Raw genomic sequence first — 17,667 nt, forward strand, 5'->3', positions numbered from 1 at the left:
CATCGGGAAAGTCATGGGGATGGAGGGAGGCCCCTCACGCGGCAAACCGGTGGGCGCGTGCGGCCGGCCATTCCAGCGCCAGCCGGCTGCCGGTCTGCAGCGCAAGCCGGCCCGGATGGCGCACCAGCACGGGCTGCTCGTAGACCTGCACCTCGATCAGCGTGTCTGCGCCGTGATATTCGCTGCGCGCGACGACGCCATCGTGAATATCCGTGCCGGCGGTGCCCGTCGCCGCCAGCGCGATGTGTTCGGGACGAATGCCCACCAGCCCGTCCAGCCCCGGCACGCGCAACAGGTTCATCGGCGGCTGGCCGATAAAGCGCGCCACGACCGGCGTGGCTGGCTGCTCGTAGAGCTGTTCGGGCGTGCCGACCTGGGCGATCTCGCCCTGATGCATCAGCACGATGCGGTCGGCCATGCTCATGGCTTCCACCTGGTCGTGGGTGACGTAGATCACCGTCAGCCCGAGCGCGCGCTGAAGCTTGCGCAGTTCGGCGCGCATCTCGGCACGTAGCTGGGCGTCGAGGTTGCTGAGCGGCTCGTCCATCAGGCAGACCGGATGATGCGAGACGATGGCGCGTGCCAGCGCCACGCGCTGCCGCTGCCCGCCCGAGAGTTCACCCGGCTTGCGCGCGAGGAGCTTGTCCAGCCCGAGCATGTCGGCGGCCTGCTTGAGCCGCGCCGCCTGCTCCTCGCGCGGCAGCTTGCGCGCGCGCAGGCCGAAGACGATGTTCTCGCCCACGCTCAAGTGCGGAAACAGCGCGTACGACTGGAACACCATGCTCAGGTGGCGCGCGGCGGGGTCCACGTCGGTCACGTCCGCGCCATCGAACCAGATCCGCCCGCCGCTCGGCCGGTCCAGTCCGGCAATCAGCCGCAGCAGCGTGGTCTTGCCGCAGCCCGAGGCGCCGAGCAGCGCGATGAACTCGCCACGCGCCACGTCGAGGTCGATGCCGCGGAGCACGTGTTGCTCGCCGAAGCGCTGCTGCAGGTTGTCGAGTCGCAGGTAGGCCATGGGTTCTTATCAGCGTATGGGTCGTCGATTGCGTCAGCAGATATGAAGCGAGACACCCGCGCGTTCGCACAGCGCGGGCAGGTCCGCGCCAGCGTCGGTGCGGGCTTCCTCATCGGTGAAGAAATGGTCGATCTGGGCGAGCGTGGCCACGCGGCAGGGCGCGTCGCGCAGGAACTTGCTGCTGTCGGCCAGCACCGCGCGGACGTGGCTGTTGGCGAACAGCACCTGGGTGAACTCCGCCTCGTCCGGGTGGAACTCGAACAGGCTGCCGTCGGCATCCACCGCGCCCGCGCCGCAGATCGACAGATGCGCGCGAAAGCGGCGGATGAAGTCGAGCGTGGCGCTGCCCATCACGTCGCGGTCACCGGGACGCAGCCGGCCGCCGGCCACCCAGGTCTCGATGGCGGGCTTCTCGGCCAGCGCGTGCACGGCGTCCAGATTGTTGGTGACCACGCGCAGCGGCCGGTCGGCCGGCAACGCGCGCGCGAACTCGGCCACCGTGGTGCCGTAGCCGAGGAACAGCGTGGCGTTGTCCGGCACGAGTGCGATGGCCGCATGGGCGATGCGCCGCTTGCGTTCGATCTGCGCCGTGCTGCGCTGCAAAAAACTGAGGTTGCGCTGGCCCGCCGGCAGGCTCAGCCCGCCATGCAGCCGCCGCACCAGGCCCTGTTCGCTCAGGTCGTTGATGTCACGCCGGATCGTCTGCGTGCTGACCTGGAAGCGATCGGCAAGCTGGTCGGTGCTGAGTTCGCTGGCATCGCGCAGCCAGTCGAGGATTTCACGTTGTCGCGGAGTTAGGCTCATTCGATCATGTTAGATGTTCGAATGAAAATTTAAACCGGAAGTGTGTCGGGTAGATGACTGTCGCTTTCGGTACACTGGGGTTCACCCTGTCTTCCCCTGTTCTCTACTTCCGCTCATGCAGATCCGCCCCTACCGCCCCGCCGACGAATCCACCGTGGTTGCCCTGTGGCAAGCCTGCGGCCTGACCCGCCCCTGGAACGATCCCCACCGCGACATCGCGCGCAAGCTGACCGAGCAGCCCGAGCTGTTCCTCGTCGGCGAGGTCGATGCCCACGTGGTGGCCACGGCGATGATCGGCTTCGACGGGCATCGCGGCTGGGTCTACTACCTCGCCGTCGCGCCCGCCTGCCAGGGGCGCGGCTATGGGCGTATGCTGATGGCGCGCGCCGAGGCGCTGCTGATCGAGCGCGGCTGCCCCAAGATCAACCTGCAGGTGCGCGAAGGCAACGACGCCGTGATGGCGTTCTACGCGAAGCTCGGCTATGGCCGGGATGCGGCCGTCAGCCTGGGCAAGCGGCTGATTCCGGACCAGTGATCGGGCGGAAGACCCCGACAAGGAGACCCCATGACCACGTATCAAGGAAGCTGCCACTGCGGCCGCGTCGCCTTCGAGGCGGATGGCGAGATCACGCAGGTGCTGCAGTGCAACTGCACCATCTGCCGCCGGCGCGGGCATCTGCTCTGGTTCGTGCCCAAGGCGCAGTTCCGGCTCAAGACGCCGGACGAGCACGCCACCACCTACCGCTTCAACACGATGAAGATCGCGCATCGCTTCTGCCCGGTCTGCGGCTGCGGCCCTTACGCCGAGGCGACCGACCCGAAGGGCAATCCCACCGCCGCCGTGAACGTGCGCTGTGTGGATAACGTCGATCTGGGCAGCCTCAAGGTCATCGAGTACGACGGCCTCCACGCCTGATCCTGGCTGACCGCCCATGCTCCGCATCGCCGGCATCGACCACCTCGTACTGCGCACCGCCAACGTGCCGCGCCTCGTGCGGTTCTATATCGATGTGCTCGGCTGCACCCTGGAGCTTGAGCAGACCGCCATCGGCCTGACGCAGCTCCGCGCCGGCAACGGGCTGATCGACCTCGTTTCGCTGGACGGCCCGATCGGCCGGGCCGGCGGCGCGGGGCCGGGGGCAGAGGGCCGCAACCTCGACCATTTCTGCCTGCGTATCGATCCGTTCGATGCGGAGGCGATATTTGAGCATCTGCGCATTCATTACGTCGATACCGGGCCGGTCGAACAGCGCTACGGGGCCGAAGGCACCGGTCCGTCGATCTATGTGAAGGACCCGGACGGCAACACCGTCGAACTGAAAGGCCCGCCCAACCTGCCCGGCGATGGCAGTCCCTGAGCAAGTGCACTGACGTAGGCATTCGCCCGTCACGCCGATACAATTCCCGCTTCATCCATCGCATCGCCACCGGCGCGCCCCCGCCCTGCGCCGGGCGCGCCATGACCACCATCGACGCCCCCGCCGTACCCACCGCTGCGCCCCCGCCCCGCCATATCGTCTGGACGCTCGGCCTGACCGAGATCATCAGCTGGGGCACGCTCTATTTCACGTTCACGGTCTTCATCGACCCGATGCACCAGTCGCTGGGCCTCGGCAAGCCGTTCCTGGCCGGCGGGTTCTCGCTCGGGCTGCTGGTCTGGGCGCTGTGCTCGTTCGCCGTGGGCCGGCTGCTGGACCGCGTGCCGGCGCGCAACGTGATGGGATGCGGCTCCGTGCTGGCGGCCATCGGCCTGTTGCTGTGGGCGTGGTCGCCCTCGCCGACGATGTTCCTGCTGATGTGGATTCCGCTCGGGCTGGCCATGGCGTCCACGCTCTATGAACCCGCCTTCGTGGTGCTGCGCCAGGCGTATGGCGATGGCTACCAGAAGCCGATCGTCCACGTGACGCTGCTGGCCGGCTTCGCCAGCACGATCTTTATCCCGCTCGGCCAGTGGCTGGTACTGCACCTGGGCTGGCGCGGCACGCTGGTGATCTTCGCCGCGCTGAACCTGTTCGTCTGCGCGCCCCTGCATGCGCGGCTGCGCTACACGGCGCATGCCACCTACGCGTCCGCGCAGGCTGGCGGGCCACTTGCCGGCGCCGGCGGGCCCGGCATCGCGCGGCTGACGCTGCGCCAGCCCGTGTTCTGGGCCGTGGTGCTGGCCTTCACGGCGACGGCCGTAGTCGCCTCGCTGCTCGGCGCGCACCTGATCCCGATGCTGACCGAGAAGGGCATGCCGGTGGGACAGCAGCTCATCGTGGCGGCGCTGATCGGCCCCGCGCAGGTGGCCGGCCGGCTGGCCATGGCGCGCCTGCCGATCCACCACCCGGTGCGGCTGTCGATGCCGGTCTACTGCCTGATGGGTGCCGGGCTGCTCTGCTTCGCGCTCGGCCACGGCTACTGGCTGATGCTGGCCGCCGTGCTCTATGGCTGCGCCAATGGCGTCAACACCATGCTGCGCGCGATGGCCATGCCCGAGCTGATCTCCCGCCACCACTACGCCACGCTGAACGGGCTGATGATGACGCCGGTCCTGATCATGCAGGCCGCCGCGCCGTGGTTCGGCGCGCTGCTGTGGCGCGCCGCCGGCGGTTACTGGCTGATGCTGTGGGTGATGGTGGCGCTGGCCGTGGGCGCGCTGCTGGCGTTCGGCTTCGCCCTGCACAAGCGCGGGCTGCTGCGCCCGGAGGCCGCCGCATGAGCGATGTCTCCCGCGCCACGCGCGGCACCATGGCGCTGTTCTTCGTCAACGGCGCCACCTTCGCCACCTGGGGCGTCCACATCCCGACCATCAAGGCGCGCTTCGGGCTATCGGACGCCATGCTCTCCTTCGCCATGCTGGCCGTGGCCGGCGGCGCCATCCTGGCGATGGGCCCGGTCGGCCGCTGGGTGGCGCGGCTGGGCAGCGGGCGGGCCTCGATGCTGGGCGGCGTGGCGTTCGCGCTCTGCACGCTCGGCATCCTCGCCATGCCTGCCTTCACGCTGCTGCTGCCGATGCTGCTCCTCTTCGGCATGGCCAACGCCGCGTTCGACGTGTCGATGAACGCGCAGGCCGCCACGGTGGAGGCCAGCCGCCCCCGGCCCGTGATGTCGGCCCTGCACGGCATGTTCAGCCTCGGCGGCATGGCCGGGGCGGCATTCGGCGGACTGATGCTGACGCTGGGCGTGCCGCCGCTGGCCCATGCGGCGATGATCGCGGCCATGACGGCGCTGACCGCCGTGGGCGTCGCGGGCGGGCTGCTGGCCGATCATCCGGCCATGCCGACGACCGACCATCACCATCGCGCGCACGCTTCCCGCGCGCTCTGGCTGCTTGGGCTGATGGCGTTCCTCGGGCTGGTCGGCGAAGGGGCGATGTACGACTGGACGGCGGTCTATATGMGCGATGTGGCGGAAGCCCCGCTCGGCTGGATCAGCTTCGGGTACGCCACGTTCTCGGGCGGCATGGCCTGTGGGCGCTTCGGCGGCGACCTGCTGCGCGCGCGCTTTGGCGATGCCCGCACGCTGACCGGCAGCGCCTGGCTCGGCTTTGCCGGCATCGCGCTGGCCATCGCGGCGCCGTGGCCGGTGCCGACGCTCATCGGCTTCAGCMTGATGGGGCTGGGCGCGGCCAATATGGTGCCGATCTTCTTCGTGGCGGCGTCGCGCCTGCCCGGCGTGACCGCTGCCGAGGGCATCGCGCGCGTGGCGCGCTTCGCCTATGTGGGATTGCTGCTGGGGCCGGTGCTGATCGGCGGGGTGGCGCACCTGGCCAACCTGCGCTTCGGGCTGGCCGTGGTGGCGGTGACGATGGGGGTGATCGCGCTATTCGGGGCGCGCGCCGCGCGGCGGTATCTCACGCCGCGCTAGCCCGAAGGAAGATCAGGCGGCCTGCCGAGCGGGGGCGCTGCCCGCGCCCTGCCCCTCGAACACGAAGGTGTCCATGGCAAGCACGCCATAGGTGACCTCGTCCGCGATGCGGTCCACCTGGGCCTGCCCATCGGCCTTGGATGCCGGGCCGAGCGCCGCGCCCAGCGCCACGAAGAACGGCAGCAGGTGCTCGTCGGTCGGGTGCGCGCGGCGGGCGAATGGCGCGTTGTCCCGGTAGCCGGCAATCCGGCTGGTATCGCCGGTGGCCAGCGCCTCGTCCAGCGCGTCTTTCATCCAATCGCGGAATGCGTCGACATAGGGCTCGGTCTCCGGACCGTGCTGGGCCTTGCGCCCGCCCCCGAACACTTCCTGCAGGTTATGCGTGAAGCTGCCCGAGCCGATCACGATCACGCCTTCATCGCGCAACGGTGCCAGCGCACGGCCGATTTCGATCTGCGTGGCGGGGCTCAGGTACGGGTTCAGCGCAAGCTGCAGGACCGGCAGGTCGGCGTCCGGGAAAAAGTGACGCATCGGCATCCAGGCGCCGTGGTCGAGCGGACGATCGGCGTCCTCGGCCACGTAGCAGACGCCTTCCACGCCGGCGGCTTCGACCAGCGCCTTGACCCGGGCCGCCACGTCCGGGGCGCCGGGGGCGTCGTAGCGGAGCGCGTACAACTCGCGCGGAAAGCCGCCGAAGTCGTGCCACGCCTCCTGGCGCGTGCGCGTGCCGACGACCAGCGTGCTGTAGATCCAGTGTGCCGAGATCACCAGCACCGCCTTGGGCTGGCGCGCGCGCAGGCGTTCGCCCAGCGCATCGAATGCGGCGCCCGTGGGGCCGGGGTCGATCGCCAGCATCGGCGATCCGTGTGACACATAAATGGCGGGAAGCGTGCTCATGGCCTTCAATCCTTTTGTCCAACTGCATGAAGTTTGGCAACAATGGCCGTCGCCGGCGCACCCGGATTGCGGATACCTCGTGCAAATTTTCTGAACATGGGACCGTGCGCGTCACACCCGCCTCGCCACCGCGTTGGATAGCGCACACAGGCCGACAGCGTAGGCCCGCGCCTGACGGCAGGCATATGGCGATTGGGCCTATGATGGCGAAAAGCCTGCGATCCCCGGATCGCCTCCCCAAGCTGCCTCGGACCGGCCCACCGGCGAACATCGTGTTCAAGCCCCACGCTCCCCTTCACGCCCTGCCCCACGCGCTGTGGTGGCAGCCGGGCGTCTATGGCAGCGGGCCCGCCGTGGTGTTGTGGATCGTGGCGCGGCTGCCGGCGGACACCCTGGCCGCCGTCTTCGGCACGCCGCTGGCCCCCGCACTGTTCAACCACGCCGGCGACACCGTCTTCGTCACCGGCTGGATCGCCAGCGCGCTCTGGCTGTGGTTCACGCGCAAGAAACCGGCCCCGCCGGCGCAGAATGACGCCGTCACGGCGGTACCTGATCCCTCCCAACCGCACACGCAAACCCGGCAAATGTAAGGATTCGCTTAAGATGGCGGCTGTTTTCACCGTCATAGAAAAGTGTAATGTCCGTCACAGCTGCCACTGCCAATGACCTGTCCAAAGCCACCCGACGACGCGCGATCCTCGCCGCGACCATCGGCAACGGCCTGGAATGGTTCGATTTCACCGTCTACAGCTTCTTCGCGGTCATCATCGCCAAGCTGTTCTTCCCCACCGGCGACGACCTCACCTCGTTCCTGCTGACCGTAGCCACCTTCGGCGTGGGCTTCTTCATGCGGCCCGTGGGCGCCATCGTGCTCGGCGTCTACGCCGACCGTGTCGGCCGCAAGGCGGCGCTGACGCTGACCATCCTGCTGATGGCGCTCGGCACGGCCATCATCGGCCTGGCGCCCACTTACGACAGCATCGGCCTCTGGGCCCCGGCGCTGATCGTGGTGGCGCGGCTGATCCAGGGCTTCTCGGCCGGCGGCGAGGTCGKGGGCGCCACGGCGTTCCTGATCGAGCACGCACCGGACGAGGAGCGCGGCGCCTATGCCAGCTGGCAGCAGGCCAGCCAGGGCATCTCGTTCATGCTCGGCGCGGCGATGGGTGCGCTGGTGACCAATGGCCTGAGCCCGGAGCAGATCGATGCCTGGGGCTGGCGCATTCCGTTCCTGTTCGGGCTGCTGATCGGGCCCGTGGGCATGTACATCCGCTCGCATTTGGAAGAGCCGCCCGAGTTCGAGGCGCGCCAGGCCGAACGTCGCAAGAACAATGTGAAGTTCTCGCCGCTCTCGCAGGTGCTGCGCGACCATCCGCGCGAAGTACTGGCCGGCCTGGGCGTGACCATCCTCTGGACGGTCTGCACCTACGTGCTGGTGTTCTACATGCCGTCGTACGCCAAGCAGCAGCTCGGCCTGCCGCTGGGCGCGACGTTCCAGTCGACCGCGATCTGCGGCGCCATCATCCTGGTGCTGTGCCCGCTGATGGGCATGCTGTCCGACCGCGTCGGCCGCAAGCGCATGCTGACCGTGGTGGCGGTGGCCATCGGCGCGCTGGCCTACCCGCTGTTCCACTGGCTCAACGTGTCGCCGACCACGGCCACGCTGCTCCAGGTGCAGATCGTGCTGGGCATCCTGCTGGCCGCGTTCACCGGCCCGGCCCCGGCCGTGCTGGCCGAGCAGTTMCCGACCRAGGTGCGTTCCACCGGCCTCTCGCTGGCCTATAACTTCGCCGTGACGATCTTCGGCGGCTTCGCCCCCCTGATCGTGACGTGGCTGATCACGTCGACGCAAAACAAGCTTGCGCCGGCCTACTACGTGATTGCCGCCGCGATGATCAGCATCGTGGCGCTGGCGTTCATGCACGACCGCACGGGCAAGCGGCTCGCCTGAGCGCGCTGCAGGGTCGTAGAAAGTCAGAAGGCCAACCCTCGGGTTGGCCTTTTTTGTGTCCGCTTTTTGTGTCCGCTTTACATGTCCGATTCCGGCTTCCGCAAATCCGCAGGTGCGGGCATGATCCCAGCCAAAGCGCCAGCGCGCGCCGTCCACCCCATCAGGAGCTTCACGCATGACATCGACAGAGACCGCCTCGCAGCCCCGGGTACGCTGCAGCTGGTGCGGGACGATCGAGGATTATTGCCACTACCACGACCACGAATGGGGTTTCCCGGTCGATAACGATCGGCGCCTGTTCGAGAAACTGTGCCTGGAGGGCTTCCAGTCCGGGCTGAGCTGGCTGACGATCCTGCGCAAACGTGAGAATTTTCGCAAGGCGTTCGCCAATTTCGAGATCGACAAGGTCGCCCGGTTTACGGAGCGCGACGTGGAGCGGCTGCTGGGCGACGCCGGCATCATCCGCCATCRGGGCAAGATCGAGGCCGCCATCCACAACGCCCAGCGCGCGCAGGATCTGCTGAAGACCGAACCCTCGCTGGCGGCCTATTTCTGGAAGTTCGAGCCGGACCCGAAGTCGCGGCCGAAGAAAGTCACGCCGGCCGTGCTGCGCGAGATGACGACGTCGCCGGAGTCCGTGGCGCTCTCGAAGGACCTGAAGAAGCGCGGCTGGAAGTTCGTCGGCCCGACCACGATGTATGCGCTGATGCAGGCCATGGGCCTGGTCAACGATCATTTCGAAGGCTGTGCGACCCGCGCCGAGGTGCTGAAGGCCCGCAAGGCCTTCAAGGTGCCGCGCTGATCCTCGCCGGAAGGCTGGCTGGAAGCCGATCCATCCACAGCGCTTTTCTGTTTCGGCAACGGTGCGTATACGTATACAGATATTGTTTACGTATACATAAATAGTAGTAGTAGGTAAACGTCGCCCCTGGCCGTTGATAAGCCGGTTTTTCCCTTTCCCGTCAGGGGCTTGGAAAAAAGACAACCCTAGGGGCGGCGCACCGCGTATACGTGGACAACCGCCTCGCGCCCGGTTTCATCCCCCGCCACGCCGCCGAGATATCCGTATACCGCCCACATGCGGCCCCCAGGCAGGCCACAGGCAATCCATGTGGTTGTCCCCAAGGCGTAGCGAAGATGTCCACAGGGCCCGTGCATGCGGGCAGGGATCGGGGCACACTGGCGGTTCGCTGCCGAAGGAGCCCCCGCGATGGATGCCACTACCCTCTTTCTCTACCTGATTGCGGTCGCCGCCGTGATGGTCACGCCCGGCCCGACCATGCTGCTCGCGCTGAGCAACGGCGCCACGCGGGGCATGCGGGTGGCCGCCTGCGGCATCGCCGGCGCGGCGCTGGCCGACCTGATCCTGATCGGCGCGGTCGGCTGCGGGCTGGGCGCCTTGCTGCTGGCGTCCGAGCAGTGGTTCACCATCATCAAGTGGATGGGCGCCGCCTACCTGCTCTACCTGGCGTGGGGGATGTGGCGCGCGCCAACGCAGGCGCTGGTGGCCACCTCCGGCGCGGCCTCGGCCAGCGGCCGGGCGGCGTTCTTCCGGGCGCTATTCGTGGCGCTCTCCAACCCCAAGACGCTGCTGTTTACCTCGGCCTTCGTGCCGCAGTTCGTCCACGCGGACAAGCCGGTGGCGCTGCAATACACGATCCTGGCGGTCATCGCCGCGCTGATGGACATCCTGATGATGTCGATCTACGCGTACGGCGGACGCCACGCCATGCGCACGCTGTCAGCGCGCGCCGTGCAGTGGATCAACCGGAGCTGCGCCGGCATGCTCGCCTTCCTGGCGGTCGGCCTGAGCCTCTACCGCCGCAGCGACCTGCGCTGACGAGGGGGCCGGGTCCGGGGCCGGCACCGGGTCCACGTGGGTCATCACGTTAAGGACATCGTCGCGCAGCATGGCGCGGCGGCGGGCCTCGGTAGCGATGGCGTGACCGCGCTCCACGGTCAGGTCGGCGCGGATCTCCAGGTGGACATCAACCAGCACCATATCCCCCATCTTGCGCGTCTTGAGGTCGTGCAGGCCGAGCACCCCGGGGGTGTCGAGCATGGCGGCGCGCAGGGCGGCCACCACGTCGTCATCGGCGGCGCGGTCCATCAGGTCGCTCAGGGCCGTCCAGCCGAACTGCAGCCCCATGCGCGCCACCACCAGCCCGACGACGATGGCCGCCACGGGGTCCAGGATGTGATAACCGAGCAGATTCCCGCCGATGCCGAGCGCCACCACCAGCGACGACGCCGCATCGGACCGCGCATGCCAGGCATTGGCCACCAGCATGCTCGAGCGCACGCGCTCCGCCACGCGGAGCATGTAGCGGAACAGCAGTTCCTTGAAGATCAGCGTGGCGATGGCCACCCATAGCGCAATCGCCTTCACCGGCTGCACCCCTTCGGGATGCTGGATCTTGCCGATGGCCGCCCAGAGCATGCCCACCCCCACCGCCAGCAGGATGGCCCCCAGCGCCAGCGACGCCGCGGTCTCGAAGCGCTGATGCCCGTACGGGTGATCGGTATCCGGATCCTTGCTGCCGTGATGCCCGGCGAACAACACGAGGAAATCCGAAACCAGATCGGAAAGGGAGTGAATGGCGTCCGCCACCAGCGCCTGGGAACCCGCCACCACGCCGATAAACCCCTGCGCGATGGTCAGGACCACATTGACGGCCACGCTGACAAGGGTGCTACGCCGGCCGGCCTGGGCGCGGGCGGCGGGGTCGGTGGCGGCGTTGCCGATGCCTGGCGCTGTGTGTTCCGGGGATTTGGGCATGTGCATGGGAGGAAACTATACGCTCTGCGATTCGGCGAACGACCGGATGGCGAATCTCAACGATGCGGACGCACGGACGCATTGGGATTCTAGCGATTCAGAATCCCCCAAAGCAAAACAACGCACCACATCTCTCGACGTAGTGCGTTGTTTCGTAAGACAAATCCTGGTGGACCGAAGGAGGATCGAACTCCCGACCTCTGCATTGCGAATCCCATTTTGACGCACAGAAGCCCATGATTCCAAAGCGAATTACGCGAAGAGTGTCCAACAGCATCAAGCACTTAGGCTCTTTCCGGTATGTCGAGTTATGCCGAAGTATTCGCCACTGTACCAGAAGAACTTGCGCTGCCCTTGGACAGAATTTGGACAAGAATTGCAGGCCGCAAGATCGACAAAACCTCGTTGACAGCACATGGTTACGCGCAAGTATAATCGCCTCACCGGATCGGCCTGAGGTCCGGTGCACGCCTTGAAGAAGTCCGTCATGGGGCGCGCACCCGGAGGCCTTGAAAGCKAGCATGACGGCTGAGCTTGCCTTAAAAAGTGTGGATAGGGCGTGCAAGAGCGAGTGGACGAACAGCGCGGGGTAGCGCCCGTGGAGAAACGCTACGGCAGGAGCGTACGAGATCTTCTGCTGCTGAGACAAGGGGCGCCCGATGGGGACGCTAGCCCAGTGGAAGCCAGCGTTTCGGAAAATGCAGCGAACAGCCGTGAGCCAAGTCCTGATATTGGGGATTGGCAGACACCGGATCACACCTCTCGGACGCGGCTGTGGGCACATGATAGTGCTCGCGGCCACACTAAGAGGTGTTCCGCCGTGGCCTTGGCAGATATTACTTTTCTTGAGTACCTAACTCCGATTTACCCGCCCACATTGTCGGTTCGCCAAGTGAGTGAAATCACTAGCGAGACCGAGCAGACGATTCGCAATGCAATCAGTCAGGGTCGGTACCCCATCCCCTCATTCAAGATCGGTAGCAAACGAGCCTTCCGTCTAGTCGATGTGGCGACCTACATTGACGGCTTATGCGCAGTCGATCCCAGCCATCCGGCGAACAGGCGACCAAAGCGCGGCCGCCCGACAAAGGTTCAGCAGCAAGCCAAGGTGTTGGCGAGTACCCCGATAGCGGGAAAGGATAGCGCACTGCCACTCCGAGGGTAAGTCATGCCCTTCGAAGCAGTGTCCAGCCAGCAAACCGCTGGCGGCCGCTTACTACCCGATCGACATCCTCAGCGGGATTTCTTCGTCGCTGACATTCTAGACGCCGCGCCCAAGGGCGACATCGCGTCGATGGAGCACCCCTTGTTTGCGCTMAAGGCCGGTGACAGGCGAATTCGACGCTACGAACACAACGGCCAGAGCATCGAGGTGCAACCTGGCGCGAAGGGGCTGGCAACCATCCACGACAAGGACGTTTGGATCTATTGCATCAGTCAGATGGTAGAGGCGCTGAACCGAGGCCGCAACGATGCAGGTCGCACAGTCCATTTCACCGCCTACGACTTTCTGAGCACCACCAATCGCGGCACAAGCGGCCGCAGTTACGAGAGGCTTGGCGACACACTAGAACGACTCGCTGGCTCGCGGATCGTCACCAACGTCAAGACGAACGGCATTCGCGAGAAAACCGGCTTCGGGCTGATCGAAGCCTTCCGTATTATCGAGCGCAGCGCAAGCGACGACCGCATGGTAGCTGTGTCGGTGGTATTGCCTGAGTGGCTGTATCGATCAGTGAAGGCCAAGCAAGTGCTAACCCTTAGCCGCGATTACTTCCGGCTGCGTAGACCGTTGGACCGACGCATCTATGAACTGGCGCGCAAACATTGTGGAGCTCAGCCCAAATGGTGCATATCCTTGGCTCTATTACGCACCAAGGCAGGTAGCACCGCTAGTTTGCGGGAATTTCGGCGCCTGATGAAGGAACTGGCTGAAAGCAACGAGCTTCCCGACTACGACATGACGTTCAACCGGGAGCGCGACATCATGACGTTCTATGCCCGTGGACCGAAAGGGGTCAAAGCAAGGATAGGTGAACTCCTAAAGGCTAGGGACGGGGCTGCCAGGAAGGGAGGGCGTGTGTGAAAGCACGTGTCCGACTCGCTGTGGATAAGCACGGGCAATCTGTGGATTGGCACGTGCGGTCACCCACGCCACTCTGTGAATTGACACGTGCCTTCACACACTTAGCGCCTCGTGCCTTTGCCCACATCATCACCTCGCAAAGACAGCGCTGGTGCGGATTCCAGGAATCTGTAACGCGCGCGCGCGGATTAACTTTATTTAAAGTCTTTAACGCGGGAAACGGCTTTGCTGCGCTGCGCCCGGAGCACCCCTACAGGGTTCCCCCGCTGCGCGGCTCCCCCTCCCGACAATTGGGGCCCCATAAGCCATCCTCCGCGCCCTTCGGGCTTGGGCAGCCCCTCCGGCTGCACCCCGCGTCCGTCCTTGCCGAACTGGCAGTGGGAACAGGCGCTGCGGGCTCTGCCCTTGACCTGATCCCTTGCCGAGAGGCTCTGTGTGGCTTCCGCCGGCATCAAGGGTTCGCTTCGCAGGCATCCTCTCCCGTTCGGTGCTCGGGGCTCCGCCCTGCKCTCCGCATGCGGCTTCCGGTGTCGCCCTTGACACCGCCTCCAGCTAAGGAAACTGGAGGATCTGGGGCCTATGTTCGACCAAACACAGCGCACCCAATGCTTGGTAGGGCATCGCTGCGTTACAGGCCGTCCTTAACCACTTACCGTCGATTGACTGCTGATGACTGCGCTGAAAAGAGAACTAAAAGCCCGTGTGGAACCTGAGATCAAGGGCGCCTTCATCCAACGCGCCAGAGCGCGTCGGATGACAGAATCGCAACTGCTAAGGGCCGTGGTCATGGCTGAGATCGGCCACAGATTGACCGTATCCGCAACACCCAGCCATGGGAACACCAGCATCCAGCGAGTTACGGTGCGATTGCCATCCTTTCTCCTCGACGCCGTCAAGGGCCGAGCGAGGATCTTCGGAATGGCTCCAAGCCGTTGGATTGCATCGCTTGTGCAATCCAATGTCACCGGGCTCCCCGTATTCACCGAGGCAGAGATTTCGGCCGTCCTGGCCGCGAATCGCGAGTTGGCAGCCATTGGTCGTAATATCAACCAAATCGCGCGGAACTTGAACGAGGCGTTCCCCGATATCGAGCGGGGTCGGCTCGACAAGCTAGCCGAACTGACCACTGTGATCGCCAGCGATCGCCAAGCCATCCGCAACCTGGTACGCGCCAGCAATCGGGCATGGGATGCCGATATCGAATGACTGAGCAAAATTACGTATCGCGCCAGATAGAGATTTTCGCGGACGCGAAAACGAGCCTACGCATGTCGTCATGCCCCTTCTGGATGGCAAACTCGTCCATGGCAATGACCGTCACCCCGCTCAGATCGACCGGCCCCGCCTCCTACCGCCTGTGACGACCGGGACGCCGGAATGCCTGCCGATGGCCGAGTTCGGCCAGGAGCAGCCGGACGCACCACATAGGCGTGCGGCGCCAACTGGCGCTGCCGACCCTGAAGAGACATCCGCCGTGCTGATTCGGATGCCGTAGAGCTGACGTTCACATGACCGACCTTCCTTGCGCGGCCGGCCGGTCGCCTTGCAGTCTGAACAAAGGCCGCCGGTAGGTCGCGATGCGCGGCTGGCACTGCGACATTGGKATGGCGGCGCGCCCCCACCGCAGGTCGTGAAGCTTTCTTCCCCTAATGCGCATCCAGGGCGTCGTCCTGTCTACGCTCGAACAACCGTCCCAGTGACAGAGTCATGGGTGGTGGAGGGCTCTGACAGCCCTTGAACGGGCCCCTCCATGATTCCCGCGAGGCGCTCACCAAAGAAGCTGCGTACGGTTTCACGATCACGAGCAGCCGGCTGTATCCACGGCAAAGCCTGTGCGATGCGGCCGCAGTTGAGCAACTGTCCATTGCCGAAGGCCGCTGCTTGAGCCGAAGGATCTCCGCCACAGCGGGCTCCCTGCGTGGGTCGCTATAGTCCGCATCTTGGCGCTAACTCGTGCCGAGGGCACCGGGCTTCGCCCGGGGCTGCCTGGGGCCAGCGCCAGTGCATTGGCTGCCTGACGGCACCCGGCGGGTGTCCCGGCAGGCCTTGACGTCGTCTTGCTGCAGTGCGGCTGGGTTCAGCTAACGCGCCGCAGGGTGCTGTTGGCCAGCGGCGCGGCCAACAATTGGCTGGGCCCGCCGTGTTCCTTGGAGCTCGACAGCAGGATCATGCGCGCGGCCCGGCTGGCGCCGAGGTAGACGCGCGACACATAGCGCCGGCGCGTGCCCTGACCCTGGTCTTCGTCGTAGTCCGCACTATCCGCATGAATGAGGAACACGGTGTGGAACTGCAGCCCCGCCACAAATTCCGGCATGCTGAAGACGCATTTGCTCTTGGCGTAGCGCAGCTCCTTGAGGTCTTCGCGGGTGGTGATCGGCACGAATTTTTCCCGAACGCGGCCGGCGACGTGGATCTTGTCGAACAGCGCCTCGTTCAGGCACAGCACCGCCACCTGGCTGCCGCCACCATCGATGTCGCGCGCCATGCGGGTGGCCTGCTCAAAGACGCTGTCGACCAGGCTGATGTCGGTTTCGTAGACGGTCAGGGTCGGCGTTTCGCCGTCGTCCTGCTGCGACTCGGCCACGTAAGTCGCGTACTCGCCCTCCAGGTCCATGGCCGGGAAAGAAGCGTCGAGGTCGCGCAGGAACGCAGTGATCTGAGGCGTCGAGCGATAGACCTGCTTGAGTTCAGTCAGCACGGATTCGCCGACGCCCGGGTTGCGGAATTTCTCCATCCCGCCGCTGAAGGCGACGTCGTTGGTGCCTTGCTTGATGTCGTAGGCCATGAGCAAGGGCCAGCGGCCGCCGACCTGCGCCCGCGTCTTGAACAGGTTGTGGAGCAACATGGCCTCGGCGCGGGTAAAGTAGTGATATTCGTCGACGAACACTAGGTCAAATCCATCGCGCTCGCGCAAGGCCCCCCACTCGTGCGTGCCGAGGTAGCCGTCGAAGTCCGCGATCATCTGGTCCATGCTCAGCATCTTCGCCGCCCGCAGCAGCGCCCGGTAGATGTCGTGGATCTCCAGGACCACGCGGAGGTGGGCTTCGCTTGGCAGAACCATCTGCCAGGGCTCCCTGGAGCCACGCGCATAGCGGTGGGCCTCTTGGGTGTCCTTTCTGATGGCTTCCAGGTCCAGCACACAGGCAAACTCGTTCATGAGCTCGTCAATGAGCGAGGCGTCTTCGCCGCGATTCTTCAGGCGCTCCTGAAAATCCGGACAGCCGGGGAACAGGTCCAGCACGATACGAGGATCCTTCACAACCTGGTCGATGGCCTGCGCGATGAGGATCCGCTGGTATTCGCGTCCATCACGGCCGTCCAGCGACAAGGGCCTCAGGCCCTTTTTCTCGTAGCCCAGCTTCTCTTGCGCCAGCTCGTAGATGGTGCCGATCCACAGCCTGGGTTGCCCGGAGGGCGTCTTCAACGATGTCCAGCGTTCCGTGGGGTCCAGTGCGTGGAGCATGCCCCGCACGACCGTATGGGCCAATGCCGAGCTGTGGGTCAGGAATGCGAAGGTTTTGTCGCCGTCCGCGTCGGCGTACAGATCGCGCAGGCACTTCACCACCATCGATTGCGTCTTGCCGGTGCCGGCGGCGCCACGTAGCCGCACGGGCCGGTCATGCGGCCGATCGACAAATACGCGTTGCTCGCGGTTCAGGCGCTGCTCGTACCACTCCTGCAATGTCCCCGCACTCGCCAGCCGGACGCCCAATGGCTCCGACAGCAGGACGCCGAAGTTGCCGACGGGGGGGGCGGCCGGAGGGTCCGCCAGCAGGGCATCGCAGATGCCTTCTATCGCGCGCTGATACAGCGCATTGTCCTCCGGCACTCCATCCAGGTCTTCTGGGTTGCTAGTGACAGCAAACGCGTAGAGATTGCCGGTGCCATCGGGCGATTGGTCGAAGTAGACCCGTTGCTGGGCGTCTCGGGAGGGCTGTGCGAAAACCGAAAGCCGGGAGCCGCTGTGATACGGCTGCCACTGGATGGGAATCGCAATGCTGCGGTCGAAGTGGCGCAACGCCACGCGGATCACCCGCTCGAAGGCCGTGCGTGGCTTGGCAAGCCCGGCCGCAGGGGCGAACACGGCAGTGTTGATTACCAGGTAGCCATCATCCAGGTCGGCATCCTCGGACAGCAGGTAGACGATGTCTTTCGATTCCACACGGCGCAGGCCATCGGTGTTCTGCGGCACTTCGAATTTCTGCAGCCAGGCATCCTCTACGAATGCCCGGTCCAGGATGCTGATGGCCTTCTGGTCAATGACGAGGGCGGATACGGTTGTCGTCATG

Annotated in this window: 16 protein-coding genes; 11 read left to right on the forward strand and 5 right to left on the reverse strand. The window is 65.6% G+C overall.

Annotated elements, in window-relative coordinates; all coding sequences use genetic code 11:
- Positions 1-34: 34 nt before the first annotated feature.
- Positions 35-1,015, reverse strand: a complete 981-nt coding sequence (locus tag AC1EJR_RS17210) for an ABC transporter ATP-binding protein (RefSeq protein ID WP_092300103.1) — start codon at positions 1,013-1,015, stop codon at positions 35-37.
- Positions 1,016-1,048: 33 nt separating this feature from the next.
- A complete protein-coding gene (locus tag AC1EJR_RS17215; protein ID WP_092300106.1) occupies positions 1,049-1,819 on the reverse strand; it encodes a DeoR/GlpR family DNA-binding transcription regulator in 771 nt (256 codons plus the stop codon).
- Positions 1,820-1,934: 115 nt separating this feature from the next.
- Between AC1EJR_RS17215 and AC1EJR_RS17220 the strand changes: the two genes are divergently transcribed.
- The 5 genes from AC1EJR_RS17220 (at position 1,935) to AC1EJR_RS17240 (ending at position 5,668) form a co-directional block, all read left to right on the forward strand.
- Positions 1,935-2,354 carry a GNAT family acetyltransferase gene (locus AC1EJR_RS17220; RefSeq protein ID WP_092300109.1) on the forward strand — a complete coding sequence of 140 codons (420 nt, stop codon included), beginning with the start codon at positions 1,935-1,937 and terminating at the stop codon, positions 2,352-2,354.
- 30 nt (positions 2,355-2,384) lie between these two features.
- Positions 2,385-2,735: a GFA family protein gene (locus AC1EJR_RS17225; RefSeq protein WP_092300112.1), complete on the forward strand. Its 351-nt coding sequence runs from the start codon at positions 2,385-2,387 to the stop codon at positions 2,733-2,735.
- Between the two features lie 16 nt (positions 2,736-2,751).
- Positions 2,752-3,177 carry a VOC family protein gene (locus AC1EJR_RS17230; protein ID WP_441593538.1) on the forward strand — a complete coding sequence of 142 codons (426 nt, stop codon included), beginning with the start codon at positions 2,752-2,754 and terminating at the stop codon, positions 3,175-3,177.
- A gap of 101 nt (positions 3,178-3,278) precedes the next feature.
- Entirely contained in the window at positions 3,279-4,520 is a 1,242-nt protein-coding gene (locus AC1EJR_RS17235; RefSeq protein WP_441645382.1) for an MFS transporter, read from the forward strand.
- The gene (locus tag AC1EJR_RS17240; protein WP_477147312.1) at positions 4,517-5,668 is read left to right on the forward strand and encodes an MFS transporter; all 1,152 of its coding nucleotides are present in this window, start codon (positions 4,517-4,519) and stop codon (positions 5,666-5,668) included. Before AC1EJR_RS17235 ends, AC1EJR_RS17240 begins: the two co-directional genes overlap by 4 nt.
- A gap of 12 nt (positions 5,669-5,680) precedes the next feature.
- Here the strand turns inward: AC1EJR_RS17240 and AC1EJR_RS17245 are convergent, their stop codons facing one another.
- Positions 5,681-6,565, reverse strand: coding sequence for a dioxygenase family protein (locus AC1EJR_RS17245; protein ID WP_477113439.1), 885 nt, complete (start codon positions 6,563-6,565; stop codon positions 5,681-5,683).
- Positions 6,566-6,879: 314 nt separating this feature from the next.
- Here AC1EJR_RS17245 and AC1EJR_RS17250 point away from each other — a divergent pair, with 314 nt between their 5' ends.
- The 4 genes from AC1EJR_RS17250 to AC1EJR_RS17265 all read left to right on the forward strand — a co-directional run bounded on the left by AC1EJR_RS17250 (position 6,880) and on the right by AC1EJR_RS17265 (position 10,353).
- Positions 6,880-7,155: a hypothetical protein gene (locus AC1EJR_RS17250; protein WP_369823533.1), complete on the forward strand. Its 276-nt coding sequence runs from the start codon at positions 6,880-6,882 to the stop codon at positions 7,153-7,155.
- A 47-nt stretch (positions 7,156-7,202) separates the two neighbouring features.
- Positions 7,203-8,513: an MFS transporter gene (locus AC1EJR_RS17255; RefSeq protein WP_477147313.1), complete on the forward strand. Its 1,311-nt coding sequence runs from the start codon at positions 7,203-7,205 to the stop codon at positions 8,511-8,513.
- Positions 8,514-8,688: 175 nt separating this feature from the next.
- Positions 8,689-9,315, forward strand: a complete 627-nt coding sequence (locus AC1EJR_RS17260; RefSeq protein WP_477147314.1) for a DNA-3-methyladenine glycosylase I — start codon at positions 8,689-8,691, stop codon at positions 9,313-9,315.
- A 408-nt stretch (positions 9,316-9,723) separates the two neighbouring features.
- Positions 9,724-10,353, forward strand: coding sequence for a LysE family translocator (locus AC1EJR_RS17265; RefSeq protein ID WP_092300131.1), 630 nt, complete (start codon positions 9,724-9,726; stop codon positions 10,351-10,353).
- On the opposite strand, the gene AC1EJR_RS17270 is transcribed toward AC1EJR_RS17265, so the two are convergent.
- Complete coding sequence (locus tag AC1EJR_RS17270; protein ID WP_092300410.1) at positions 10,255-11,292, reverse strand: cation diffusion facilitator family transporter; 1,038 nt, start codon at positions 11,290-11,292, stop codon at positions 10,255-10,257. The two genes, AC1EJR_RS17265 and AC1EJR_RS17270, sit on opposite strands and share 99 nt — an antisense overlap.
- Positions 11,293-12,460: 1,168 nt before the next feature.
- On the opposite strand from AC1EJR_RS17270, the gene AC1EJR_RS17275 reads away from it, so the two are divergent.
- Positions 12,461-13,378, forward strand: a complete 918-nt coding sequence (locus AC1EJR_RS17275; protein ID WP_477113440.1) for a replication initiator protein A — start codon at positions 12,461-12,463, stop codon at positions 13,376-13,378.
- Between the two features lie 669 nt (positions 13,379-14,047).
- Positions 14,048-14,584 carry a plasmid mobilization relaxosome protein MobC gene (mobC, locus tag AC1EJR_RS17280; protein WP_477113441.1) on the forward strand — a complete coding sequence of 179 codons (537 nt, stop codon included), beginning with the start codon at positions 14,048-14,050 and terminating at the stop codon, positions 14,582-14,584.
- A gap of 871 nt (positions 14,585-15,455) precedes the next feature.
- On the opposite strand, the gene AC1EJR_RS17285 is transcribed toward mobC, so the two are convergent.
- Complete coding sequence (locus AC1EJR_RS17285; protein ID WP_477113442.1) at positions 15,456-17,666, reverse strand: UvrD-helicase domain-containing protein; 2,211 nt, start codon at positions 17,664-17,666, stop codon at positions 15,456-15,458.
- Position 17,667 lies beyond the last annotated feature (1 nt).

The organism is Cupriavidus sp. 05T42 (genome assembly GCF_056396345.1).

Bases quoted from the DNA above. Each gene is read 5' to 3' on its own strand.
- AC1EJR_RS17215 (WP_092300106.1), bottom strand. From the start codon at position 1,819: ATGAGCCTAACTCCGCGACAACGTGAAATCCTCGACTGGCTGCGCGAT.
- AC1EJR_RS17235 (WP_441645382.1), top strand. From the start codon at position 3,279: ATGACCACCATCGACGCCCCCGCCGTACCCACCGCTGCGCCCCCGCCC.
- mobC (WP_477113441.1), top strand. From the start codon at position 14,048: ATGACTGCGCTGAAAAGAGAACTAAAAGCCCGTGTGGAACCTGAGATC.
- AC1EJR_RS17265 (WP_092300131.1), top strand. From the start codon at position 9,724: ATGGATGCCACTACCCTCTTTCTCTACCTGATTGCGGTCGCCGCCGTG.
- AC1EJR_RS17285 (WP_477113442.1), bottom strand. From the start codon at position 17,666: ATGACGACAACCGTATCCGCCCTCGTCATTGACCAGAAGGCCATCAGC.
- AC1EJR_RS17245 (WP_477113439.1), bottom strand. From the start codon at position 6,565: ATGAGCACGCTTCCCGCCATTTATGTGTCACACGGATCGCCGATGCTG.
- AC1EJR_RS17230 (WP_441593538.1), top strand. From the start codon at position 2,752: ATGCTCCGCATCGCCGGCATCGACCACCTCGTACTGCGCACCGCCAAC.
- AC1EJR_RS17210 (WP_092300103.1), bottom strand. From the start codon at position 1,015: ATGGCCTACCTGCGACTCGACAACCTGCAGCAGCGCTTCGGCGAGCAA.
- AC1EJR_RS17225 (WP_092300112.1), top strand. From the start codon at position 2,385: ATGACCACGTATCAAGGAAGCTGCCACTGCGGCCGCGTCGCCTTCGAG.
- AC1EJR_RS17270 (WP_092300410.1), bottom strand. From the start codon at position 11,292: ATGCCCAAATCCCCGGAACACACAGCGCCAGGCATCGGCAACGCCGCC.
- AC1EJR_RS17220 (WP_092300109.1), top strand. From the start codon at position 1,935: ATGCAGATCCGCCCCTACCGCCCCGCCGACGAATCCACCGTGGTTGCC.